The sequence below is a fragment of the Candidatus Thiosymbion oneisti genome (assembly GCF_004359955.1).
Classification (GTDB): domain Bacteria; phylum Pseudomonadota; class Gammaproteobacteria; order Chromatiales; family Chromatiaceae; genus Thiosymbion; species Thiosymbion oneisti.
In genome coordinates this window covers 40001-65000 of sequence record NZ_SMSC01000008.1, presented here as the reverse complement: position 1 = coordinate 65000, position 25000 = coordinate 40001, and the positions used below count along the sequence as shown (strand labels likewise).

Annotated in this window: 15 protein-coding genes and 2 rRNA genes (1 of these 17 only partly in view); 10 read left to right on the top strand and 7 right to left on the bottom strand. The window is 58.6% G+C overall.

From position 1 onward, the window contains the following. Positions 1 to 298: 298 nt before the first annotated feature. The 5 genes from E1958_RS05980 to E1958_RS05960 form a co-directional block, all read right to left on the bottom strand. Entirely contained in the window at positions 299 to 775 is a 477-nt protein-coding gene (locus E1958_RS05980; RefSeq protein WP_133511065.1) for a hypothetical protein, read from the bottom strand. 686 nt (positions 776 to 1461) lie between these two features. Continuing rightward, positions 1462 to 2334: an isocitrate lyase/PEP mutase family protein gene (locus E1958_RS05975; RefSeq protein ID WP_133511064.1), complete on the bottom strand. Its 873-nt coding sequence runs from the start codon at positions 2332 to 2334 to the stop codon at positions 1462 to 1464. A 417-nt stretch (positions 2335 to 2751) separates the two neighbouring features. Further along, on the bottom strand, positions 2752 to 2949 hold the full coding sequence (locus E1958_RS05970; RefSeq protein ID WP_133511063.1) for an Alvin_2107 family globule sulfur oxidation protein: 198 nt from the start codon (positions 2947 to 2949) through the stop codon (positions 2752 to 2754). Between the two features lie 452 nt (positions 2950 to 3401). Then, positions 3402 to 3578 (bottom strand): RpiB/LacA/LacB family sugar-phosphate isomerase, encoded by a 177-nt coding sequence (locus E1958_RS21895; RefSeq protein ID WP_207787851.1) that lies wholly within the window; start codon positions 3576 to 3578, stop codon positions 3402 to 3404. 616 nt (positions 3579 to 4194) lie between these two features. Then, complete coding sequence (locus tag E1958_RS05960; RefSeq protein WP_133511062.1) at positions 4195 to 4404, bottom strand: hypothetical protein; 210 nt, start codon at positions 4402 to 4404, stop codon at positions 4195 to 4197. A 121-nt stretch (positions 4405 to 4525) separates the two neighbouring features. Here E1958_RS05960 and E1958_RS05955 point away from each other — a divergent pair, with 121 nt between their 5' ends. The 10 genes from E1958_RS05955 (at position 4526) to E1958_RS05910 (ending at position 21562) form a co-directional block, all read left to right on the top strand. Next, entirely contained in the window at positions 4526 to 5569 is a 1044-nt protein-coding gene (locus E1958_RS05955; RefSeq protein ID WP_133511061.1) for an AAA family ATPase, read from the top strand. Positions 5570 to 5586: 17 nt separating this feature from the next. After that, positions 5587 to 6852 carry a vWA domain-containing protein gene (locus E1958_RS05950; RefSeq protein WP_133511060.1) on the top strand — a complete coding sequence of 422 codons (1266 nt, stop codon included), beginning with the start codon at positions 5587 to 5589 and terminating at the stop codon, positions 6850 to 6852. Between the two features lie 649 nt (positions 6853 to 7501). Then, positions 7502 to 8356, top strand: coding sequence for an AmmeMemoRadiSam system protein B (gene amrB / locus E1958_RS05945; RefSeq protein WP_133511059.1), 855 nt, complete (start codon positions 7502 to 7504; stop codon positions 8354 to 8356). 178 nt (positions 8357 to 8534) lie between these two features. Then, positions 8535 to 10355 (top strand): ATP-dependent nuclease, encoded by a 1821-nt coding sequence (locus E1958_RS05940; RefSeq protein ID WP_133511058.1) that lies wholly within the window; start codon positions 8535 to 8537, stop codon positions 10353 to 10355. Next, positions 10352 to 12220 (top strand): ATP-dependent helicase, encoded by a 1869-nt coding sequence (locus tag E1958_RS05935; protein WP_133511057.1) that lies wholly within the window; start codon positions 10352 to 10354, stop codon positions 12218 to 12220. Before E1958_RS05940 ends, E1958_RS05935 begins: the two co-directional genes overlap by 4 nt. Positions 12221 to 12432: 212 nt before the next feature. Next, a complete protein-coding gene (amrA, locus tag E1958_RS05930) occupies positions 12433 to 13020 on the top strand; it encodes an AmmeMemoRadiSam system protein A (protein ID WP_133511056.1) in 588 nt (195 codons plus the stop codon). 17 nt (positions 13021 to 13037) lie between these two features. Next, the gene (locus E1958_RS05925) at positions 13038 to 14288 is read left to right on the top strand and encodes an HlyC/CorC family transporter (protein ID WP_133511055.1); all 1251 of its coding nucleotides are present in this window, start codon (positions 13038 to 13040) and stop codon (positions 14286 to 14288) included. Positions 14289 to 14330: 42 nt separating this feature from the next. Next, entirely contained in the window at positions 14331 to 15806 is a 1476-nt protein-coding gene (locus E1958_RS05920; RefSeq protein ID WP_133511054.1) for a nicotinate phosphoribosyltransferase, read from the top strand. Further along, a complete protein-coding gene (pncA, locus tag E1958_RS05915) occupies positions 15803 to 16411 on the top strand; it encodes a bifunctional nicotinamidase/pyrazinamidase (protein ID WP_133511053.1) in 609 nt (202 codons plus the stop codon). Before E1958_RS05920 ends, pncA begins: the two co-directional genes overlap by 4 nt. 585 nt (positions 16412 to 16996) lie before the next feature. Continuing rightward, a complete protein-coding gene (locus tag E1958_RS05910; protein WP_133511052.1) occupies positions 16997 to 21562 on the top strand; it encodes an NACHT domain-containing protein in 4566 nt (1521 codons plus the stop codon). A 791-nt stretch (positions 21563 to 22353) separates the two neighbouring features. Here E1958_RS05910 and rrf read toward each other — a convergent pair. Beyond that, positions 22354 to 22469: ribosomal RNA gene (rrf, locus tag E1958_RS05905) — 5S ribosomal RNA — on the bottom strand. A 69-nt stretch (positions 22470 to 22538) separates the two neighbouring features. After that, positions 22539 to 25000: ribosomal RNA gene (locus tag E1958_RS05900) — 23S ribosomal RNA — on the bottom strand (it continues 864 nt past the right edge of the window).

Here is a 25000-nt window from a genome sequence, read left to right as displayed (position 1 = left end):
GGGACCAAATCAAAGATTCAAGTGCCGGGATGTGGGAGGCACTCCAGCCGACCCAGGCTGCGAGATGAGGAGTCTACCATGGATTTGCTAGGTTTCAGGTCCCGTCTCATCCCTTGCCGGAGATGGGCACCGCTTGCGGGCAGTCGCGTTTCCACCGGCAGGTGTTGGGTCGCCTTCCAGCGGGCAAGGTATCGGCCGAGGTTGCCGCGTCACCGGCGGAGCAACACTAGGAGGCGTTTGGGGTGGAACAGGACGGGGATTCCGAATGTTGCGCGGAAAAACCGGGGATTCCGACCGGTCACTGCCAACCGATCACGCCGTAGCCGCGTTCGCTCAGACAGCGGTTCACAAAGCCCCGGAAGGTCTGCGAGGGCTTACCGGCGCGTAGGGCACCTCTGACCAGGCCGGCGGCACCACCAGCGGCGGCGCCCGCAAGCGCCCGGTTACCGGCGTCTTTCTCACCGTCCCGAACCAGTCCCCAGGCACCCGCAGCCGCCCCCCCGATCACCCCGCCGGTGGCCGTATCGCGCGCCACGTCCGTGCCGCCATAGACGGGCGCACCGAAGTCCTTGGCCGACCGCAGACAACGGTCCACGTCCGCATGGGCCCGGGCCTCGCCGACCGAGTGGAAGTGGGCGTTCGGATACAGCACCGGTCGCCGCCCCCCCGCGCATCCGACCAGCACGAGGAGACTCAGCACCAGGATGGGCACGCCGAATCGTTTGAAGTTGCTTGTCATCATGGGGATAGTATAGACGGATACCGGTTTGCCCACTACTAGGACGGCGCCTCGGGCCGGGCTACCGAATAATCATCACGGCTGAAACATCACCTAGGGTAATGGCTTAGAGCCCTACGGTTGGTGCCATCCCTGGCCCTGGATTCCGGCCCGCTTTGGAGTGCGCCGGCAAAGCGGCGCGACCGAATCGAACCTCAGCGACGGGGGATACCAACGGCGCTTGCCAAGAACCTGGGCCTCAGGTTCCACGCGCGCCGCGGCGACGGCGCTTTCCCCTGGCTGCAACGCCTGGCCGGGGATAGAGGCTCGCCAAATCCAAAGCGGCGGCGGGTTTGCAGGGTACCTGCCGGCCCCCCCGGTTACACCAGGTAGCGTGGGTTTCTACCAATGCCGGGATAAGGTCGCCGCCGCACTCCAAAGTTTCCGCTGGACCGCTCCGGATCAATTGCCTACCGGTTTCCTCCTCTCACAGGTGTGGGGAACGGATTTTTCCTATAGGAAATTCCACTCACACCCGCTCCCTTGCCTATGCCCACGGGGCAGGTCACTCGCCCGCATAGCTCGCCGGGACGGCAATTCCCGGTGAGCTGTGCGGGCTAGACGCGCCGTAACCTGACGGAGAACCACGCATGGACACGAATCCATACGAATTCGTGTTATTCGTGTGAATTCGTGGTTCTCCCCCTAACCTGATTCGATTACCCCGGCCTGCGCCCGAGGTACTACGACTCCGGCTCCAGACTCGTGTATTGCTGCAGGATCCGGTCGTACTGGTCGAATCCGACGATCTGGCGGATGGTGGCGAAGTCGACGCTCCGCTGGGGGAGGTCTCCTGTCGCGAGTCCACGCAGGGTCTCTTGCATGGCATAGACCGTGCTGTTGAGCAGGGCCAGCGGATAGGCGGCGATCCGGTAGCCGATCTCCCGGAGGCGCTGCGGTGACAGCACCGGGGTGACGCCCCCCGCCAGCATGTTGGCCATCTTGGGGCCTGGGGTCTGGGTGCAGAAGTCGATCATCTCGGCCTCGTCCTGGGGGGCTTCCAGGAACAGGATGTCCGCGCCCAGATCGGCGAACGCCTGCATGCGCCACAGAGCCTCGGCAAGGCCGTCAGTGGCGCGGGCGTCCGTGCGGGCCATGATGAGGATGTCCGCCCCCTGCTCTCTGGCATCCACGGCCGCCTTGATGCGGGACAGGGCCTCGGGGCGCTGCACGATCTCTTTACCGCGGGTGTGGCCGCAGCGCTTGGGGGCGAGCTGGTCTTCGATCATGATGGCGGCGAACCCGGCGCCGGCATAGCCCTGCACGGTGCGCCGCACGTTGGCGGGGTTGCCGTAGCCGGTGTCGCCGTCGCCGATGACGGGGAAAGAGACGGCATCCAGGATGCCGCGCCCCTGATCGAGCATTTCGGCATAGGAGATGAGGCCGGTGTCCGGCAGGGCCAGCCGCGCCGCCGCTACCGCGAAGCCGCTCATGAAGGTCAGGGGAAAACCGGCCTGCTCGATGAGCCGCGCCGAGAGGGCGTCGAAGCAGCAGGGCATGAGCAGCAGGTCGGGCCCCGCGAGGAGCTGTCGCAGTCTGTCGACGGAGGTACTCATACTAACCCGCATATCTCACTGTTATCCGCAGATTACGCAGATTTTCGCAGATTCTTTGCTTTGTTCACTCGGTAAGCGGAATCCAACGAGGGTAGGTGGTCAACTTCAGCACCAAGGGCCTCCAATTCTTGCGTGGTGTTTCAACCTTGTTGTTTCTGGTGTAGAGGGCACCGTGAAAGATCCCAGGGCGGAAACTTTATCAAAGTTCCCTCTACTCGGTAACAACAAAATTAGAACACTATCCAATTCCTAAGTGTATAGTCTTCTTGAGAAATCTGCGCGAATCTGCGTAATCTGCGGATCAAAAAGATTTTTTTGGGTTTTGCACCACCGCCTTGGGTCTGCTGGGGATCGGGAGTTCGCCTTACCCTAAAAAAGGGCGGCAACAACCGCCCTTTGGGGTCCGATCGGCCGGTATCAGCCCTTGGCCCAGTCTCCGAAGTTGTCGGTGGTCTTCTCTTCGCCGTCGGAGTAACCGGCCTCGTAGGCCTTGGTCAGCCGCTGCTCTTCCCGCTTGGGATTCTGCAGGAATCCGCACTGCCAGCCTTGGATGTACTCGTCGTCGACCCCCATCTGCTCCATCTTGGTTACGGCGTCGTAGTAAAACTGATTCATATCCGATCTCCGAGCATTGCTGATGTTCAGGCCTTAAGGGCCTTCGTTTTACGGTATCCGCGCCGGCAGGCCCCCGTCGCCGACCCTCTGACGACAACCGGCCTGTGTATCCGCCGCATGTCCCTCATCGCAGCGACAGCCCCGCCACGACCGTAGCAGCCGACAACCGGGGCACGGAAAAATCGAAGGATACTTCATTTTTCCAGTGCCTACCAGTGGGCTACTATTTTCCAATGTTGCACTCCTTTTTTCTCCTTTCTACGCTTCATCGCCATGCTGCTAATTTCTTCTCGAAAGAAGTCAAGGGCACCTTGAAAAATACGATTTTTCGTCAAAGCACGTTTGAATAATCAATGGGTTAGAATAGCCTGATTGGTGAAAACACCTATTTTTCAAGGTGCCCACAATCGGCTGGAGATAATTCAGGCGGTGAAAAGCAAGCAGCTTCGTCACTATTTTTCCGCTGCAAAGGTATTTTCACATACGGCAGCATAAATTCCGGAATGTTTGTTTGCGACTATCGACATCCCCATTCCTGTTCCGCATACGAGAATTGCACGATCAAACTCTCCACTACTTATACGCTGAGCAACTTCATCAGCGGTGTTATAATATGGAGTAAGATCCAAGGGATCATTACCGGTGTTGTTTGTGATTGATCAATCGCTGTTTTTCGTTTGCCTTTTCCCCCAAGCCCCCTTGCTGTGCTCGGGGCAGGCGCTCTCCCATAGAGGGTGTCGCAAAAATCATTTCGAACCACAGAGAACGCAGAGAACACAGAGAAAGGAATCGGCCAATGCTCTACGTTCTCTGTGTCCTCTGTGGTTTAAATTTCACAGACTGGCAGCTGACGCCACCGCTTTTGCGACACCCTCCCACAGGGAGAGTGTCGAAAAAGCCCCGCTCCCGGTCTCTGGTTCCCACGCAGCGCATGGGAACGAGAAAACTAAGCCTGACTGATGACCATTTGGACCGGCGACTCGGCATTCAGGTCCTCCCCGATAGCCGGAAGGGCCAACGAAATATCGGTAGTCCCGGGAGCCGACAAGATGTCGGCGGTCCCGGGCCGGCTGGGACCGCCGTCTTCCAGACGGCTTACGGACCCCATCACCAGCTGGCGGCAACGCTCAGAGCAGACGCCTTCCGGGCCGCACCGGATAACGCCGGACAGCCGGCAGGTTTGGCTCCCGTGTCTATATCCGTCACCCGTGAATATTTCGCCGCGATGCACGCCCCTCGCACCCGCTAGCCGCGTTGCGACTCGTCGCCATAGGGCCTGGCTATTCCTCCTCGCCGCGCCTTGCGCTCGGGCACGATTGGCACACCTCGCTTACCGAAATATTCACGCGCGACGGGTATCCGAATGCTGGACACCGGCCCGATGCTCTCCGCGGCGCGGAGCTTCCAGGTTCCCACGCAGCGCGTGGGAACGAGAAAGACCGCGTTGGGCGTCACCTCTTACGACACCCTCCCGCCGGGAGAGGGGCTTTTACCACACCCTTGGCGGGAGAGAGGCTCTGAGACTTGACTTGATGACGTTGTTCCATACCCTAACTATCGAGGAAGCCTTCTAAACATGCGTCCCGCCCAGCTGCTTCGCATCCTGGATCAGGAGTTTCTCAGTACCTCCGCAGGCCATCACACCCCGGTCATGTTGTGGGGTCCTCCGGGCGTGGGCAAGTCCCAGATGGTGGCCCAGATCGCCGCTGCACACCAGACCCCTGTCATCGATATCCGGCTTTCCCAGATGGAGCCCAGCGATCTGCGGGGCATTCCCTTCCGGGTCGGGAATCACGTCGAGTGGGCGGTTCCCGCGCTCCTGCCGGACGCGGAACGCCATGGTCCCCAGGGTATCCTGTTTCTGGACGAGATCACCTCGGTGCCACCGGCGGTGTCGGCGGCGGCCTACCAGCTGATCCTGGACCGGCGTCTGGGGGAGTACCAGGTGCCCGACCACTGGGCCATCTTCGCCGCCGGTAATCGTCAGGGAGATCGGGGCGTGACCTACACCATGCCGGCGCCCTTGGCCAATCGGTTTTCCCACTTCGAGGTCGATACCCACCTGGACGACTGGGTGGCCTGGGCCTATGCCAACGGCATCGATGAGCGGATTATCGGGTTCCTGCGCTTCCGTCCCGAGCTCCTGTTCAACTTCGATCCGGCCCACAACCCGGTGGCCTTTCCGTCTCCGCGCTCCTGGGAGTTCGCCCACCGGGGTCTGCGCAAGTTCGAGGACCAACCCGAGCTGCTGCGGGGTACCCTGCAGGCCTGCGTCGGACCGGCGGCGGGGATCGAGCTCCACGCCTTCATCACCAGCCTGGACCAGATGCCCGATCTGGATGCCATCCTGGCCGGCGACGAGGTCCCCGTCCCCACCGCGATCGACCTGCAGTACGCGGTCGCCGCCGCCCTGGTGGGCCGGGCCATCCGCGCCGCCGGCAGCGACTCCGCCACCCAGGTCATCGACAACATCCTGGTCTATGCCGGGCGCTTTCCCCAGCGCGAGATGGGCGTCATGCTGGTCTCCGACCTGCACCGGGCGATTGGCGACGCACTGTTCCAGGTCCCCGCATTCGCCGCCTGGGCCCAGGCGGTGGCGGACATCATGATCGACCACTGAGCGGGCAGCCGGCACCCATGGCGGTCGATACCCAGGCCATCGAGACCAAGCTCGCGGCGGCACGTACCCGCCTGATCCTGGACCAGCCCTTCCTCGGCGCCCTGGTGCTGCGCCTGCCCATGCACCCGGCCGATCCTGCCTGGTGTCCGACCACCGCCACCGACGCCCGGGCCTTTTACTACAACCCCGAGTATATCCGCCAGCTGAGTATCGAACAGACCCAGTTCATGCTCGCCCACGAGGCCCTGCACTGTGCCCTCTCCCACTTCGCCCGCCGCCGGCACCGGGTGCGGCATAAATGGGACCTGGCCTGCGACTATGCCATCAATCCCCTGCTGATCGACGAGGGCCTTACTCCCCCGCCCCATACCCTGCATATACCTCTGTACAAGGGCATGACGGCCGAAGAGATATACCCGCTGATCGAGGACAACGATGCATCCCAGACCTTGGATAAGCACGCCTACGACCACGACAACCAGGGTCGGGGCAGCGACGGCGGCCTGCGGGAGGATGACCTGACGAACCGGCCGCAGGCGGCTAATCCCCAAGACGGGGAGCAGGCCGAAGACGGAAAGCAGGGCGACGCCCAAGCGCGGTCCGAGCCGGAATCCGGCGGGGGCGCCGCCGAGCCGGAACCCTTGCAGCCGGATGAGCAGGAGACCCTGAACGTCCAGTGGCAGCAACGCTTGGCCGGGGCAGCCCAACAGGCCATGCAGGCGGGCAAGCTGGGGGGCGAGCTGGCACGCATGATCGACCACCTGCTGCAGCCCCAGCTGCCGTGGCGCATGTTGCTGGCACACTACATGACGGCAGCGGCGCGGGATGACTACAGCTATATGCGCCCGTCCCGGCGCGAGGGGGATTTCATCCTCCCGACCCTGCGTAGCCATCAGCTCGAGCTGGTGGTGGCGGTAGACACCTCAGACTCCATCAAGGCGCGGGAGCTGGCGGAGTTCATCGCCGAGATCGATGCCCTCAAGGGTCAGGTCCGGGCCCGCGTCACCCTGCTGCCCTGCGACACCGAGCTGTGCGCAGGCGCGCCCTGGGTCTTCGAGCCCTGGGAGGAATTCACACCGCCCGAGGCGATCAAGGGCGGCGGTGGCACCAACTTTCGGCCCGTGTTCGATTGGATCGAGCGTACAGGTGTGCTCCCCGACCTCCTGATCTACTTCACCGACGCCCAGGGCGATTTCCCATCCGAGGCGCCGCACTATCCCGTCGTCTGGCTGGTCAAAGGCCGTTCGCAGATACCCTGGGGACAACGCATTCAGCTGAATTGACCGGGGCAAGCAATCACCAGCTACCAATCGCCGGCAGTGTAAATTGGGGTGAGGTCGAAACCCCAACATCTTTTTTAATCCGCAGATTACGCAGATTCTTACAGATTTTTTCGTTTTTTATCCTGTGAAAATCTGTTTAATCTGCGATAAAAGCTGCAAAACCGGAACCGTATAAGGATGGGCACAGAAATGCAGGTAAGACCCTGAAGTATCCCCACAAATCAGCCTCTGGCTCCCACGCTCCAGCGTGGGAGCAAATCCAGACGCTCCAGCGTCATGAAACCTGGCCGCTGGAGCGGCCACAACGGCATTCCCACGCGGGAGCGTGGGAACGAGCCATGAGGGCATCGTGGCCGCTCATTCGCTCCATAACTCGTTGTTTTAGATTGCAATAATGTGGGGATACCTCAGGGTAAGACCAGGATTGAAAGTCCAGTGGACCTTCTCAGTCTGTCGAGATAGGCTACCCCAGCTACCAGCTACCAGCTACCAGCTACCAGCTACCAGCTACCAGCTACCAGGAGGATTTTGTCGTGATGCTATACGAATTCAACCTGGCGACAGGGCCGAACCGAAAATCGGGGCGCTGTCAGCCGTTCTGGTGAGGCATGCGGGCTGCGAAAGACTGATCGGGGCATGAGGACAAGCGATGACAAGCACCAGAGAGACAATAACCAGAGAGGCAATGGTCGCCGGGATGTTCTATCCGGCGGATGCCCAGGAGCTGCGCCGAGCGGTCCGGTCCTTCCTCGCGGCCGCCGGGACCGCCGGAGCCAAGATCGCCGGCACTGAGAAGGATAAAACCGAGACACCGAAGGCCCTGATCGTTCCCCATGCCGGCTACATTTACTCGGGACCTGTCGCCGGCAGCGCCTATGCGCAGCTCGCCGCACGCGCCGGGGAGCTGTCACGCATCGTCCTGCTCGGGCCTTCCCACCGCGTCCCCTTCACCGGTTTGGCCTACAGTGCCGCCGAGACCTTTCTCACCCCGTTGGGATCCGTTCCCGTGGACCGGGAGGCGTTTGCAAAGGTCCGCGATCTACCGCAGGTCCGCTGCTACGAGGCGCCGTTCGAAGGCGAGCACTGTCTCGAGGTGCAATTGCCCTTCCTCCAGCTATCCCTGGAGGCGTTCCGCATCGTCCCCTTCCTGGTCGGCGCTGCCGCTACCGAAGCCACCGGTACTGAAGAAGTTGCTCAGGTCATCGCGCGCCTGTGGGGCGGCGAGGAGACGCTGATTGTGGTCAGCTCGGACCTCAGCCACTATTTGGACTACGCGCACGCCGTGGCCACGGACGCCGAGACCACCCGGGCCATCGAGGCCCTGCGTCCAGAGGCCATCACCCCCACCCAGGCCTGCGGCCACCTTCCCTTGGGCGGCCTGTTGCGCGAGGCACAGCGCCATGGCCTCAAGGCGCGGACCCTGGACCTGCGTAACTCCGCTGACACGGCGGGACCCCGCGACCAGGTGGTAGGCTACGGCGCCTATGCCTTCGAGAGATCATAGGCCACCGGGGAAGGTCAATCCCCCGACAGGTGGCCCTGCAGGCTCAGCCCCGTTCCGTGACGACGGTCCGATAGCAGCATGTCATTTGAACCACGGATGGACACGAATTGACACGAATCGGATTTTGCGCTGATGGGACTTTTGCGTGGTTCGTGTGATTCATACCCGTGAAGTATTGATGATGCGCTTAAGCAAGGTGGAAATCGAGAACTTCCGTGGTATCGGACACGCGGAAATCGAGCTGGATAGGGATGTTACCGTTTTGGTTGGTGAGAACAACACAGGGAAGACCAGCGTGCTGGAGGCACTACGGCTCTGCCTTGACGCAGTAAAGTCCGACAAGACGTGCAATTTCAGCGAGTACGACTTCTACCGGGACGAAACCTGTCAAGACCTCGCTTCATGCAAACCGATTGTCCTGACCCTGAGTTTTCTGGAGTCGGAGCAATATCCCTGGTTCGAGCCTATCATCCAGGCCCTCAACGATGTGATTGTCGGCAGCGATTACTCGGCGATCAAATTGCGGGTAACCGCCAGGTACGATGCCGACAGTGCCGAGCCGATTCAAAACTTGCGTTTCCTCGATGACGCCGGCAATGAAATGGTTGGCAAGAGCGGATTCATAAAGGACCTGCGCCGGTTGCGACCCTTCTTCTTCCAGACTGCCCTGCGCGCAGCAAAGGACCAGTTCCACGGGAAGTCCCCCTACTGGGCTTCGTTCCTGCGGAACAAGGACATTGACGATGCCACTCGGAAGGTTCTGGAAGGTGAGCTCTTTCAGGTCAACCAGAAGATCATCAATGCCCACGCCAGTTTCAAAGATGTCATTGACGAGATAAAGCAGATCTCGAAATTAGTTACCCTGGGTAGCACGAACGCGGTGACAGTCGATCCCGCACCACCTGATGTCTATAAGGCACTTCGCTATAACACCGATGTCAACCTGCCGACTACTTCCAATGCGAAAATCCCGATTCGAAGCCACGGAGAAGGCACCCAGAGCCTTTCCGTTCTCCTCCTGTTCAGCGCCTACCTGAAGACTCGCCTGCAGGCGGATGTCGACAAGCTTGCGGAACCGATTATCGCCGTCGAGGAACCGGAGGCCCATTTACATCCCAATGCCGTTCGGGCTACGTGGCGAATTCTGCGCGACCTTCCCGGTCAGAAGATCCTGGCCACGCACTCCGGGGACATTTTGTCGGAAGTGCCCGTGGAAAAGCTGCGGCGGTTGAGCCGTCATGACTCGACTACCGAATGCAAAGCTATCTCTGATGAACTGCTGACCGAGGAGGAGCGGCGCAAATTCAACCACCATGTCCGGCGGAATCGGGGCGAACTGCTCTTTGCAAGGTGTTGGCTCCTGGTCGAAGGCGAGACGGACGTATCCGTGTTCGCCGAGTGTGCCGAATTGCTGAAAATCGACCTCCATCGCCACGGGATTCGGATCGTAGAAATCAGTCAGGCCGGTGGTCCGGGGATCTTCATCAAGGTAGCGGACGCCCTGGGTATCGGTTGGCATTTGGTGGCGGATGGGGATGATGGAGGGGATAGGTACGTGAGAGCAGCAAAGAAGCTTCTTGGTATACGGTCGGATGCCGAACATATCTCAGTTCTTCCAGCATCCAATATGGATATCTTGCTGTGCCATTCCGGCTACGGTGATCCGTACCTTCCTGGTGTGGTTAAACAGAACGCCGATACTGGGGGGTCCTGGGACGCTGTCCTTGCCGAGATGAAAGAGACCTTCCCGAACAAGCCGGGACAAGCCCTGCGGGTAGCTCGGAAACTTAAGGATCGGTCCCGGCCTGAAATTACGGCCACAGAAGGAACGCGTGAGTATTGGGAAGAAATCTACCGGAATCTATCACCGCGGTTCTCAAAACCCGCGGCAGCCTTGGAGTCGATCATGCTTATGAAGGAGAAGGGTGAACAGGGGGTCCCCAACGAGGTGCAAGACATCCTCGATAGGTGCACAGATTTGGTGGCAGCGGACCAATGACCATTACCATCGACATGTTCAATACCAACCAACGCCAGGCCGTCAAGTGGGAAGGTGGCCCATTACTGGTGTTGGCGGGGCCGGGCTCGGGGAAGACCGCCGTCCTGACTTGGCGTATTGCCGATCTGATCAGGAATACCCTCGACGAAAGCTTCCGCATCCTCGGGCTGACATTCACGACTAAAGCAGCAAGCGAGATGCAGAATCGTATTCGTGACCTGCTTGGCGAGAATACCGGAAGGATCCAGCTCCGGACTTTTCACTCGTTCTGCACAGACCTCTTGCGCCAGCACGGAAGCCAATTGGGATTACGCCCGGACTTCTCCATCATAACCGATGACAAAGACCGGGTTGCGATTCTGGGAGAGCTTCGGGGTCGTAAAGACACCGAGATCGATAATCCCGAAGATTCGCTGAAAAAGATCGACATCATGTTCACGCGCGGCATCGGTGCCGACAAGTTGTCAGACCACTTCCCAGCCGGGCAGGAAGACAGCTGTCGTGCACTGCAAACCATCTTCCGTGGCTATGTGGAAAAGCTGGTGGACGAGAACCAGCTCGACTTCGGCTCCATGCTGCACTTCACCAGGGAGTTGCTTACAACCAAACCCCGCATTGCCAGGCAAGTCAGGACGGTGTATCCCTATGTGTGTGTCGATGAGTTTCAGGACACCAATCTCGCCCAGTACCGGGTGCTGCGGCTGCTAGTCCCTGACACGACCGCTAACCTCTTCGTGGTGGCCGACGACGACCAGATCATCTTTCAATGGAACGGGGCAGACCCCAAGCGGCTGAAGGAATTCGAACACGACTACCGACCACGGATCATCCAGTTGCCCGAGAACTATCGTTGTCCCGTGGAGGTCGTCGAGGTCGCGAACCGGCTTATCGCACACAATCCCAACCGGTACGGTTCGAAGGGACATGGCGTGTCGCACAAATATGAGGAAGGCGCGGTCAAGTTCAGATCCTATGAGGATTTCGATGCGGAAATCGCAGGATTGATCGCCGAGATTCGTCCCATACCGAAGAATCGCCGCGAATCATGTCTTGTCATCGCCCGCAGCAACAAGCTGCTGGCCCAGATACGGGAGGCTATGCACGGGGCCGGTGTGGGCGCGGAGATCGTGAGCAGACATCAGGATTTCGCGAGTCCTCTGATGCAACTCATGTATTACTCGTTGAAATTGGCCAACGCGCCGGATTCCCGCAGCATTCTCAACAAGCTTTGTTCGGCTGCGAATCGAGTGAACGGCATCACCCTGTCCGCGGAGGACGTGGTTGCCAAGGCGCAGGTCGAGGATCTGACACCGCTCCGGGCTTTCTTCTCCCTGGCAGCCGCAAGTGACACCCTGAAGACATTCGCTGAGAGAGGAAAGGTGTTGCTCTGTGACTCACTGGACTACCCGCTTTTCGTGGAAAAATCCTTCCAGGAACTCGATGCATCTTCAGACAAGGATGCCTATGCGGACTACGTCGATGACAAGGACAATTGGCAACGAATATCTGTAGAAATTCGCCGCTCGCATGGAGAAAAGGTGAGTCTTCATGTGTTTTTGCAGGAAATGGATCTGTCCCCGAAGGCAAAATCTCTGTCGAAGGATTGCGTAAGGCTCCAGACGGTCCACACGGCAAAGGGCGTGGAGTTCGACAATGTCTTCGTGATAGGGTTGACGGAGGATCAGTTCCCGACTTATTTCGCGATCAGGAATGGTGAAACCGCTATCCAAGAAGAACGCCGCAACTGTTTTGTCGCAATCACAAGATCTTCGAAAAACCTCTATTTGAGCTACGCGCACAACTACTTCGGATGGTCCAAAAGCCCGTCCAGGTTTTTGCAGGAGATGGGTTTGCTTGCTGGTTGACAGATGGCTATAGAGTGCTGTCTACGACTGTCTCCGGGTAGTGGTAATTTTTAAGTGTTAGAACATAGGGGTTGATTTACAGATTGGTAATACTCAATGTGCAGTGATGGTGTAATTTTCCCCTCGAAGAAGAAATAAGGTTCACCGGGAGGTTCATCACTACACATTAGGTACTACTAAAATCGTTTAATTTCTGCTTAATTGCCGCTTAAATGTCTTTAAATCGTGCAATCGACCCCGATCCGCTCGACCCGTCGCAGCGACGCACACTCCTGGCGCTGGCGAGGCAGTCGATCGCGCATGGGTTGGACCAGGGTGGTCCGCTGCCGGTCGTCCCGTCCGACTATCCCGCCGACCTTAGGGAGCGACGGGCGGCGTTTGTGACCCTGGAAACCGGAGGGACCCTGCGCGGATGCATCGGCCATTTGGAGGCCATCCAGCCCCTGGTGTCGGACGTGGCGGAGAACGCCTTCGCCGCCGCGTTCCGGGACCCCAGGTTCCGGCCCCTGACACGCCCGGAGCTGGCGCGGCTCTCCATCGAGATTTCGGTATTGACGCCGTCGCAGCCCCTTTCCTTCACCTCCGAAGAAGAACTGCTGCGGATGATCGAGCCGGGTCGGGATGGCCTGATCCTCGAGGCGGGGGCCGCCCGCGGGACCTTTCTGCCTACGGTCTGGGAGAGTCTACCCGAGCCCCGTGCCTTCCTGCGCCACCTGAAGCAGAAGGCCGGCCTCCGACCGGACTACTGGTCGGACCGGGTTCGGGTCAGGCGCTATCGAACCGAATCCTTTTCCGAATAGCGAATAGGGATTGGACATTGAACACCATCTCGCTCCCCAGTCTGTTCCTGTTCCTGCTGTTTCTGATCCTGCTCTCGGGCTTCTTCTCGGGCTCCGAAACGGCACTCATGACCCTCAACCGCTATCGCCTCAAGCACCAGGCGGAGCAGGGTCATAAGGGCGCCGTGCTGGCACGGGCACTGCTGGAACGCCCGGACCGCCTGATCGGCCTGATCCTGCTCGGCAACAACTTCGTCAATATCCTCGCCTCGGCGCTGGCGACCCTCATCGCCCTGCGCATCGGCGGCGAAGGGGCGATCGCCGCGGCGACCGGCATCCTGACCCTGGTCGTCCTCATCTTCGCCGAGGTCTCGCCCAAGACCCTCGCCGCCCTGCACCCCGAGCGCCTCGCCTACCCCGCCGCGTTCCTCTACACCCCGCTCCTGAAGCTCCTCCACCCCCTGGTGTGGTCCGTCAACCGGGTGACCAACGGACTGCTGGGGGCGCTTGGGGTGCGGCCGGAAGACGGGCGCGACAATGCGTTGTCGCGCGAGGAATTGCGCACCGTGGTCAGCGAGGCCGGGGCCATGATCCCGGAGCGTAGCCGGATCATGCTGCTGGCGATCTTGGATCTGGAAAACGCCACGGTGGAAGACATCATGATTCCACGCAACGAGGTCGATGGGATCGACCTCCGGGACACCGAGGAAGAGATCATCAACCGGCTCAAAAACGCCGCCTACACGCGACTGCCCCTGTTCGACGGCGATATCGACAGCGTTATGGGCATCATCCATGTGCGCGATGCCCTGCACGCCCTACTCGACAAGGGACTCGGCAAGACGCACCTGCGCGAGATCGGCCGCCGGCCCTACTTCGTCCCCGAGGGCACGCAACTCTATCAGCAGCTGCTGAATTTCCAGCGAGAGAAAGAGCCGATAGGGCTCGTCGTGGACGAGTACGGCGATTTTCTGGGGCTGATCACGCTTACCGACCTGCTCGAGGAGATTGTCGGGGAGTTCGCCTCGGACCCGGCGCATGCCATCGGGGAGATCTACCAGGGTGAGGACGGTAGCCTATTGATCGACTGTGGTATCAGCGTGCGAGAGCTGAACCGCGCCCTGCGCTGGAAGCTGCCCACTAACGGCCCCAAGACCCTGAATGGTCTGATCATCGAGCATATGGAGGCCATCCCCGAGCCGGGAACCAGTCTCAAGCTCGGCGGTCATGCCATTGAGATCATGCATACGGCCGAAAGTGCGGTCAAAACAGTAAAGTTTGTCAAATAAAGCGCCAATAGGGGACCTTGAAAATCGGACGAACCACGAACTATGATCAATCCCATCGATAATGCATCCAACTCACTGCTGACCGATTTTTACCAGCTAACCATGGCCTATGGGTTCTGGAAATCCGGCATGGCAGATAAAGAGAGTGTATTTCATCTCTTTTTTCGTCGGGCGCCTTTTAACGGGAATCACACCATTTCCTGTGGCTTGGAAAACGTCATCCATTACATCAATGGATTGCGGTTTAAGTCGGAAGATCTGGAATATCTGGAATCGATCAAGGGAAATGACGGCAATCCTCTTTTTGATAAAGGTTTCTTAAGCTATCTAAGCAAGCTCGAATTCAGGTGCAGCATGGATGCCGTCCCGGAAGGCACCATCGTCTTTCCTTTAGAGCCGATGATTCGCATGCAGGGTCCCATCGTCCAATGCCAGCTTTTGGAAACCCCCTTGCTGAATCTGATGAATTTTCCATCGCTGATCGCAACCAAAGCAGCCAGAATCTGTCGGGCAGCGCAAGGAGATCCCGTGCTCGAATTCGGTCTCCGCAGGGCCCAGGGGGTCGATGGTGCTATGACGGCAAGCCGTTCGGCCTATATCGGGGGCTGCGATGCCACATCCAATGTACTGGCGGGAAGACGATTTGGCATTCCAGTCAGAGGCACCATCGCCCATAGCTGGGTGATGGCATTTGCCGATGAAACGGAGGCCTTTCGCACCTATTCCAATGCGATGCCCAATAACTGTGTACTCCTGGTCGACACCTACTCCACTATCGCTGGTGTCGAAAAGGCTATTCAAGTCGGAAAGGAGCTGGAGGAAAAAGGATACAAACTATCAGGAATCCGACTGGACTCCGGCGATTTGGCAGACTTGAGCATCAAGGCCCGTGAATTGTTGGATAAAAACGGATTTCCGGATACGCGCATCGTGGCCAGCAATGACCTGGACGAAACAAGCATCCGGAATTTGAAGGCTCAGCAGGCCAGAATCGACATCTGGGGGGTCGGTACCAGACTGATAACGGCCTTCGATCAACCGGCCTTGGATGGTGTCTACAAGCTTTCCGCCATCAGAACCCCCGGCAAGGACTGGGCGTACAAGATCAAGATTTCAGACCAATCGGCAAAGTCAACAACCCCCGGAATCCAGCAGGTCAGGCGATACTACCGGGACGACCTTTATGACGGCGATGTCATTTACGATCTGAAAACCGATATGAGCGCCGGGTGTACCCTGATCGATCCTTCCGATACCAGCCGACAGAAAAAAATCGGGCCGAATACCCGCCACAAAGATCTGTTGGTCCCCATCTACCGCAAGGGCAAGCTGGTCTATGAACTTCCCGCTATTGAAGAGATCAAACAAAAGGTACAAGAAGAGATCAGCGCTTTCCACCCCACAGTGATGCGCTTGGCAAATCCACATACCTACCCGGTAGGTAATGAAAAATCACTGAATGAACTGAAAACGAAACTGGTTCTGCAGGCAAGACTTAAAACACAGGAGAAGACATGAAAGCGCTGATTTTAGTGGACATTCAAAACGACTTTACACCCACCGGCACCTTGTCTGTCCCGGAAGGCGACCAGGTGGTGCCTGTGGTCAATAAGATTATGGACAAATTCGGGTTGGTAGTCGCCACCCAGGATTGGCATCCGCCGGATCACAAGAGCTTTGCCGTCCATCATGATAAGGATCCCGGCGAGATTATCATGCTCAACGGTATAGAACAGATCCTCTGGCCGGTCCATTGTGTGCAGGGATCGGTCGGTGCCGAGCTCGTCGCCGGATTGAACAGCAAAGGCATTGCAAAGGTCTTTCAAAAAGGCATGGATCGCGAAGTGGACAGCTATAGCGGTTTTTTCGATAACGATCACAAAACCGCTACAGGGCTGGGGGATTACCTGAAGGAACAGGGAGTGGACGAGGTATACATCACGGGCCTGGCGTTGGACGTTTGTGTGAAATTCACTGCCCTGGATGCCAATTCACTGGGATTCAAAACCAAAGTGGTGGTAGATGCCACACGGGCAGTCAATATCAATGCAGGCGACGGCGATAGAGCAATTGCGGATATGAAGGCAGTCGGTATCGAGCCAGTGATGAGCGGGGATGTTTGATTGCTTACTTTCTTTATCCACAGATTGCGGAGATTTCCACAGATTATTTTATTTTCAAGGGTTTGTTCCTCACCCCAACCTGCGCAGGTTGTTGTTTTGCTGGAACATAGAGTCTTATATCGTCAATGAAGGCGGTCCCCTCGTAGTAGTTGGTATGGGGGTCGCCAATGATAAAGAAGTCTGGGTAGGCAGATCCCGCAGGCCAACTGTGGACCGATTTGTCTCCATAGGCCACAACCGTATCGAAATTTCCCGCATACTCGTTCGGACTCTGGTTGTAATGCCAAATGGGTCGACCATTCTGAACGAAATCCCTATGGTAGCGAAGGGTGGTCTCGCCGATAAAACGAAGGTAACCGCTGACCTCAAGGGTATAACCACTCCTGTCGCGTTCGATTGCAAAGCTGCACCCCCTCTCCCCAACCCCTCTCCCGCCGGGAGAGGGGCTTTTGCGACACCCTCTCCGGGAGAGAGCCTGCCCCGAGCGCAGCGAGGGGGCCAGGGAGAGGGGATCGAATCAAGAAATGGGGCATAATGAGCCGCCCTACGTTAACCATTTAGAAATTTACCACTACCTGAGATTCTATGCCATTTCCCGGCGGCGGTGCAGACAAGGTCGGTAACCGTTATGAGCTGCGGTGGACCGTCCGGCAGTTCATACGGCTCCTGACCGGCGAAGCTACCTATATCCATCTCGAACCCATCGGCGCCGAGGGCGAGGGCATCGAATTCCGCTTAGAACGCCAAGATGGCCGGATTGAGGCCCATCAGGCCAAGCGACAGCAGGCTGGTAAAGGCCATTGGACCGTCGCGGACTTGGCGCGGGTCGGTGTGCTGGAGGGAATACGCAAGCACGTGATGGTAGGCGACTCAGATTTCGTCTTCGTCTCCACCCAGGCACCCAAGTCGCTCCCTGAACTCCGGGAGCGCGCGGAAATCGCCGCCGACTTTCCTGCATTTCGGGACTCCCTCAGCCTCGAACTAACGGGCGATTTCGACCGACTCAAGCAGGGGCTCGGGGAAGCGAGCGACGGGCGGGCCTGGAAGGCCCTACGCCGTTGCCGATGGACCACGCTGGATGAACGGACGCTGAGCGACATGGTTCTGGCGCTTCTCGACGCCCACCTGACGGGTAACCCACGAGCCGCACTCGGGGTACTCGCGTTATTCGCCTTGGATGCGGTTTACCGCCGAATCACACCCCAGGGGCTTTGGGATCACCTGGAAGAATACGGAATCCTTCCCTCCGATGTGGCACGGGATAAAAACCTGACCGCACGTGCCCATCAATGTCGAGACGATTATCTCGAATCTCAGGATTTCTCCATCGGGGGGCTGGAATTGCCGCGGGCCGAAGCGGATAAGGCGGTCGCGGCCCTCCGCGATCTCTCGGGGTCCACAAAGACCATCTTTCTGACCGGACCTGCGGGAATCGGCAAGACCGGCGTGACCGGCCAGATCGTGGAAAAAATTGCCGCTGCCGGATGGCAGGTCTTGCCCTTCCGGCTGGATCGCCTCGACCCCACTCAGCGACCCGCCGAGATCGGCCGGCAACTTTTGGGACGCGAGAAATCCCCGGTAGCCATCCTGGCAGGAATAGCAAACGGCCGTCCATGTCTGCTGGTCATCGAGCAACTGGACGCAGTGAGTGTCGTGTCGGGACGGCGCCTGGAGGTCTTCGACGCAGTTTCGGCCATGGTGCGGGAGGCCAGGACGCACTCGAACATGCGCCTGCTGCTGGTCTGCCGTACCTTCGATCTGGACCATGACCACCGCCTGCGGGACCTGAGACAGCAGGAAAAGGCCCACGCCGAATCCATCGCCATCGGTCCGCTCGATCTGGAGCAGGTTCAGGAAGCCGTGTCCCAGCTCGGGCTGTCATCGGATCGCCTCACGGCCAAGCAGATCGAGCTGCTGCGCCTACCTCTTCACCTCTTCCTGCTGGCCGGCGTGATCCGCGAAAAACCTGATCAACCCGTGGGCTTCACATCGGCGAAGGAGCTGTATGACAAATTCTGGCACCAAAAGCGTACTGATCTGCTCCCGGCGCTGAGCGACCGAAATTCCTTCGAGACCCTGCTTTATGGACTCTGCGACGCGATCAACGAGCGACAGGCGCTATCGGTGCCGTGCGGTCTGTTTTCCTCCCGATATGCGGATTTGGACGCTCTGGTCTCCGCCCATGTAGTAGTCCGCCAGGGAAGCCGGATCGGCTTTTTCCACGAGTCTTTTTTCGATTACGTCTTCGCCCGGAAATTCTGTGAGCATGGGCAATCCCTGCTCGCATTCCTGGGTTCCGCCGAGCAGGATCTGTTCCGCCGCTCCCAGGTACGCCAGATCCTGACCTATCGCCGAGACGACGACTTCGACGGCTTCGATGCCTATCTCGACGATCTCAAGAGTTGCCTGAACGCGCCCGAGATCCGCTTCCACATGAAGAAGCTGATGATCGGTGTAGTCGGACAGGTCAGCGACCCGCGACCCGAGGAGTGGGCAATCCTCGAAGACTTCCTCCCGGAGCGAACCGGAAGACTAACCGATCCGGTGCGCGATGCCTTATGGTCGTCTCCGGCTTGGTTCCGGTTCCTGCACGATCAGGGCGTCGTGACCAAGTGGCTGGCAGACAATCGCCCGAAAACCAGGGCCTTTGCCTTCAACTGGCTGGGCCGGTCGGCGAACGCCGAGCCGGAGCGAGTGGCCGATTTGTTGGAGGGCGTAGCCGGCCGGTCGGAGGCACAGGACGAGCGAATCCTGTCCGTTATCACCCGGCTCGGTGTTGCAACTTCTTCAAAGCGAATCGAGGAACTCTTCCATCGCTTGGCATCCGGCTCACGACGCGACTGGGCGTTCACCTGCCAGACCTATCATGAATTCTTCGACATGTATTGTCATGGTTCGCTTGAAAACCAGCGTGTCGCCTGCCGCGCCCTGGACCGCTGGTTGCGACTGCTGAAGGACGATATGGGAAGGGCCGATCCATCCGCTCACGATCCAGCGACCGAAGGAGTCATCGCCGATCATCGGCTCATGGAATTAGTGGAAAATGTCCCTGCGGAGTTCGTGGCGGCCGTGCTCGATCCCTTCTTGGAGCTACTCGAAACCGCCGCCATCCGGGAAGCCGATCCACCGTTCAAGGACCGGATTTGGTACTGGGGTCTGGGCTTGCCCTACCGGCGGCTAAAGGCCCTACCCATTAAACTGGCGAGTGCGCTCAAGCAGATTGCCATTTCCTCACCTGATTTGTTTCGCACAAATCTCAACCGACTTCGGACCTCGGAGTACCGCACCGCACATGTGGTCCTGCTGCGGGCCTTGGTAATCGAGGGAGGAGCCTGGAAATCTTTCGCCGTCGATTACCTGGAGGAGACCTGGAGCCATTGGGGCCTCTGGTACGGGGATCAGGAACTTTGGGACTGTCGCTGTCTGTTGCAAACCCTGGCCCCCCACCTCGATGAGAAGGACATCGCACGATTGGAGCCCTGGATTCTGAACCGCTTTGAACGGTGGCGACCATCAAACGCCGACGAATTGGCAGAAGGCATAGAGTACATCCGAAGCCAAGCGTGTTGGTTCCGTTGGCACTACGGCACGGAGCAATTCACGCTCCTTGGCGCCCTGCCACAAAACAAGCTATCTCGAACCGGAAAACGGCGGCTCGCGGAGCTTTCGCGCAAAGCATCGTCCCTGGATTGGAAACTGGAGCGCCCTTATGGGATCCGAGACGGAACTGTCATATCGCCGCTGTCCGATCAGGCCATTGCGCGGATGACCGATGACCAATGGCTTTCCGCCATCGACAAATACGCCGACGATAAAAAAGGGGAGTGGCTGGAAGATCGGGTTCTCGGCGGGGCGAGAGAACTCTCGCAAGCCCTGGAGAAACAGACCAAGGCCCAACCAGAACGCTTCGCGAGGCTCATGCTGGATTTACCGGACGCCACCAACGAGCATTATTTCGAGGCCATCGTGAGAGGTCTGGAGAACGCCGGACTAGCGACAGACCTCTTGGGCCAGGTCGTCGAGCGCGCCCATAACCGACCCGGTCGCCCGCACGGGCGGTGGCTCCCGTCTACCATCGCCAGCCACGGCGACCAGGATCTACCGCATGCCATGCTCGAGGTGATCGCCTGGTATGCCACCCAGGACCCGGATCCGGTCGAGGAGCTGTGGCGCAAGGATTCGGGAGCAAACGGTCCCTACTATGGCGGCAATCCCCATTTTCACGGCATCAATTCGGTGCGCGGGAGTGCCGCATCCGCGATCGCTAATCTGATCGCCAAGGATTCGAGATACTGGGAGTATTTCGCCCCGGTACTGGAATCCATGGTCACCGATCCTTCACTTGCGGTACGGACCTGCGTGGCCGAGGCTTGCATACAGGCGCTGCGCTACGACCGCCCCCAGGCCATTGCGCTGTTCTTACGGCTCTGTGAGACCGAGGAGGAGCTGTTGGCATCGCCAATGGTCGAGTACTTCCTGTACTACACGGCAGATACCGAGTACGCGCAGGTTCGACCGATCCTGGAGCGCATGCTCGCTTCGTCGATCCCAGTGGCTCGACAAGGGGCGGCTCAGCAGACGGTCTTGGCGGCCCTGTCGAACGAAAACGCGCGTTCCTTGGCCGCAACCGTGATCCATGGGGACCCCGAGTCTCGTAAGGGAGCAGCCGAGATCTTGAGCCATAACCTACTCACGGCGCCGGACCGGGCCTATTGTGAGGCATTGCTGATCGGCCTGTTCGGGGATCCCGACCCTGAGGTATGCCGCACAGCCGGGCAGTGGACATGGCCCATCAAGGATGAGCGCCGTATCGGAACTGCTTTGCCGGTGGTGGAGGCACTTATCGAAAGCAGGGCTTTTTCGGAGAACGCCGATAGCTTCTTTGATGTCATTGAAGAGGCAGTCGATGTGCCACCCGACTTATTGTTTCGGGCCGGCCAGCGGTTTATCGAGACGGTAGAGTCGGCGACCGGCGACACAGGCCACTCATCGGCATTGGCCGCGCAAGGCCTCAGCAATCTCATCCTCCGTGCCTATCGCCAGGCCGAGCAGGACTCGGACCTCCGCCGCCGATGCCTCGACCTCTTCGACCAGTTGTTAGAGGTAGGCGGCTATGGGGCCGACACGGCCATCGAGACATTCGAGCGGTGAGCGGCATGTCGGGCACAAAAAAACCTGGCTCTTATGGACTCCAGACTGTTTTGGAGGGCCGCGTAGGGCGGATAAGCTTGCGCCATCCGCCGTATGCCAGCCACCTCCGTCGGGTGGTGGCCATCCCTGACCTAGACCCGACCTGCGGGCTGCCACCCGCGGCTATCCGGCGGGTGACGGCGCGCCCACCGCCGCGGCAATCGCGGCGCTTGGTGCACGCGCCTGACCCGCCCTACGGGCCTCCGGATTGCTTTGGAGTGCGCCGGCAGAGCGGCGCGGCCGAATCGAGCCTTAGCGAGGGGGGATACCAACGGCGTTTGCTGGGAACCCAGGTGCCGGGTTCCCCCCGCGCCGCAGCGACGGCGCTTTTCCCTGGCCGCAATACCTTTACACGGCCAAATCCAAAGCGGCGGCGGGCAGGTGTTCCAGGGGCAACCCTGCGGTTATGTCGGGCACTGTGGATTCCGGTAGGTTCGGGGTAAGATTGCCGCCGCACTCCAAAACGTCCGGTCGTATCCTTCATGGAAACCGAATTTGCTTCATATGGGGAGAGCTAGGCTCCTGTAACGTAGAAGTTGCCGATTTCTGGCTTAATCTGCAAGTGCGGTGGAATCTTTACAGGGCACAAATTCATGAGGAAAAAGAGCTTGAAACAATCGAAGGTTTTCGCCACTTTCGGAAAATGGCCTGACCATCGCATGGTTCCTCGCTCTGCTTTTTGCAGCCGGTGATTTCCGACCGCGGAAAAACAAAACCCCTCAGCCCGAAAGAGCCAAGGGGTTGGAATAAAGCCCTGGCGGTGACCTACTTTCGCATGGGGAGACCCCACACTATCATCGGCGATACACCGTTTCACTTCTGAGTTCGGGATGGGATCAGGTGGTTCCAGTGCTCTGTTGCCGCCAGGAAAACCGGTTAGATCGCGTAAGCTGCGCGGATGCGTCTTGCCCCAGCACCCAAAGATCTTGGGTGTTATATGGTCAAGCCGCACGGTCAATTAGTACGGGTTAGCTTCACACGTTACCGTGCTTCCACATCCCGCCTATCAACGTCGTCGTCTTCGACGGACCTTCAGGGACCTCAAGGGTCCAGCGAGACCTTATCTTGGGAGGGGCTTCCCGCTTAGATGCTTTCAGCGGTTATCCCGTCCGTACATAGCTACCCGGCAGTGCCACTGGCGTGACAACCGGAACACCAGAGGTACGTCCACTCCGGTCCTCTCGTACTAGGAGCAGCTTCCCTCAAGTCTCGAACGCCCACGGCAGATAGGGACCGAACTGTCTCACGACGTTCTAAACCCAGCTCGCGTACCACTTTAAATGGCGAACAGCCATACCCTTGGGACCGACTTCAGCCCCAGGATGTGATGAGCCGACATCGAGGTGCCAAACACCGCCGTCGATATGAACTCTTGGGCGGTATCAGCCTGTTATCCCCGGAGTACCTTTTATCCGTTGAGCGATGGCCCTTCCATACAGAACCACCGGATCACTAAGACCTGCTTTCGCACCTGCTCGACTTGTCTGTCTCGCAGTCAAGCACCCTTTTGCCTTTGCACTCAGTGCGCGATTTCCGACCGCGCTGAGGGTACCTTCGTGCTCCTCCGTTACGCTTTGGGAGGAGACCGCCCCAGTCAAACTACCCACCACACACTGTCCCTGATCCGGATCACGGACCGAGGTTAGAACTCCAAACATACCAGGGTGGTATTTCAAGGATGGCTCCACGGCAACTGGCGTCACCGCTTCAAAGCCTCCCACCTATCCTACACAAGTAGGTTCAAAGTCCCGTGTGAAGCTGTAGTAAAGGTTCACGGGGTCTTTCCGTCTAGCCGCGGGTACTCGGCATCTTGACCGAGATTTCAATTTCACTGAGTCTCTGGTGGAGACAGCGTGGCCATCGTTACGCCATTCGTGCAGGTCGGAACTTACCCGACAAGGAATTTCGCTACCTTAGGACCGTTATAGTTACGGCCGCCGTTTACCGGGGCTTCGGTCAAGAGCTTCCCCCTCACCTAGAGCATCTAAGCTTCTGCGTATGCGCACCTTTAAGCTGTGATACGCTTTGCCACTTCGCTTCAAGTTCGCTTCTCGCTCGCTTGCCGCCTGTTCTGTCAGATAGACTTCATAATAGGAAACTATCCAATCATCTGCCTTTCGTGTCGATCTGTTCATCCCAGATCGATGCGCTTCAACTCGCCTTCTCAGATCACGCGTCGATCCAAGATAAAACTCGTCAAATCGCTCACTGTAAAGCACATAGATATAGAACATGCGGCTTGCTAGATGATCTAGGTGAGGGGTAACCCCATCACTTAACCTTCCGGCACCGGGCAGGCGTCACACCCTATACGTCCTCTTTCGAGTTTGCAGAGTGCTATGTTTTTAGTAAACAGTCGCAGCCACCTGGTCACTGCAACCCCTTTCCGCTCCGGCCGCAGGGCCTTCACGTACCGGGGGCGTACCTTCTCCCGAAGTTACGGTACTATTTTGCCTAGTTCCTTCACCAGAGTTCTCTCAAGCGCCTTGGGATTCTCACCCTGCCCACCTGTGTCGGTTTGGAGTACGGTCACTCATTACCTGAAGCTTAGAGGCTTTTCCTGGAAGCCTGGCATCAATCACTTCATCTCCGTAGAGACTCGTCGTCACGCCTTGGAATTGCCACCCTGGATTTTCCTAAGGTGACTCCCTACACGCTTAAACCAGCAACCAACAGCTGGCTGACCTAGCCTTCTTCGTCCCCCCATCGCAGTAATGAATGGTGCAGGAATATTAACCTGCTTCCCATCGACTACGCCTTTCGGCCTCGCCTTAGGGGCCGACTAACCCTGCGTCGATTAGCGTCGCGCAGGAAACCTTGGGCTTTCGGCGAGGGGGCCTTTCACCCCCTTTATCGTTACTCATGTCAGCATTCGCACTTCCGATACCTCCAGCGGACCTCTCGATCCGCCTTCGCAGGCTTACGGAACGCTCCCCTACCATGCACCGATCCGAGGATCGGGCATCCGCAGCTTCGGTACACAACTTAAGCCCCGTTGAATCTTCCGCGCAGGCCGACTTGACCAGTGAGCTATTACGCTTTCTTTAAAGGATGGCTGCTTCTAAGCCAACCTCCTGGCTGTCTGGGCCTTCCCACATCGTTTCCCACTGAGTTGTGATTTAGGGACCTTAGCTGGCGGTCTGGGTTGTTTCCCTTTCCACGACGGACGTTAGCACCCGCCGTGTGTCTCCCGTGATTGCACTTCTCGGTATTCGGAGTTTGCATCGGTTTGGTAAGCCGGGATGGCCCCCTAGCCGAAACAGTGCTCTACCCCCGAGAGTGAGACACGAGGCGCTACCTAAATAGCTTTCGGGGAGAACCAGCTATCTCCGGGCTTGATTAGCCTTTCACTCCGATCCACAGCTCATCCGATAATTTTTCAACATTACCCGGTTCGGG

Excerpts from the sequence above, each read along its gene's own strand:
- E1958_RS05970 (WP_133511063.1), bottom strand. The coding sequence starts at position 2,949 with ATGAATCAGTTTTACTACGACGCCGTAACCAAGATGGAGCAGATGGGG.
- E1958_RS05920 (WP_133511054.1), top strand. The coding sequence starts at position 14,331 with ATGATCAATCCCATCGATAATGCATCCAACTCACTGCTGACCGATTTT.
- E1958_RS05955 (WP_133511061.1), top strand. The coding sequence starts at position 4,526 with ATGCGTCCCGCCCAGCTGCTTCGCATCCTGGATCAGGAGTTTCTCAGT.
- amrA (WP_133511056.1), top strand. The coding sequence starts at position 12,433 with ATGTCTTTAAATCGTGCAATCGACCCCGATCCGCTCGACCCGTCGCAG.
- E1958_RS05950 (WP_133511060.1), top strand. The coding sequence starts at position 5,587 with ATGGCGGTCGATACCCAGGCCATCGAGACCAAGCTCGCGGCGGCACGT.
- E1958_RS05910 (WP_133511052.1), top strand. The coding sequence starts at position 16,997 with ATGCCATTTCCCGGCGGCGGTGCAGACAAGGTCGGTAACCGTTATGAG.
- E1958_RS05975 (WP_133511064.1), bottom strand. The coding sequence starts at position 2,334 with ATGAGTACCTCCGTCGACAGACTGCGACAGCTCCTCGCGGGGCCCGAC.
- amrB (WP_133511059.1), top strand. The coding sequence starts at position 7,502 with ATGACAAGCACCAGAGAGACAATAACCAGAGAGGCAATGGTCGCCGGG.
- E1958_RS05940 (WP_133511058.1), top strand. The coding sequence starts at position 8,535 with ATGATGCGCTTAAGCAAGGTGGAAATCGAGAACTTCCGTGGTATCGGA.
- pncA (WP_133511053.1), top strand. The coding sequence starts at position 15,803 with ATGAAAGCGCTGATTTTAGTGGACATTCAAAACGACTTTACACCCACC.
- E1958_RS05935 (WP_133511057.1), top strand. The coding sequence starts at position 10,352 with ATGACCATTACCATCGACATGTTCAATACCAACCAACGCCAGGCCGTC.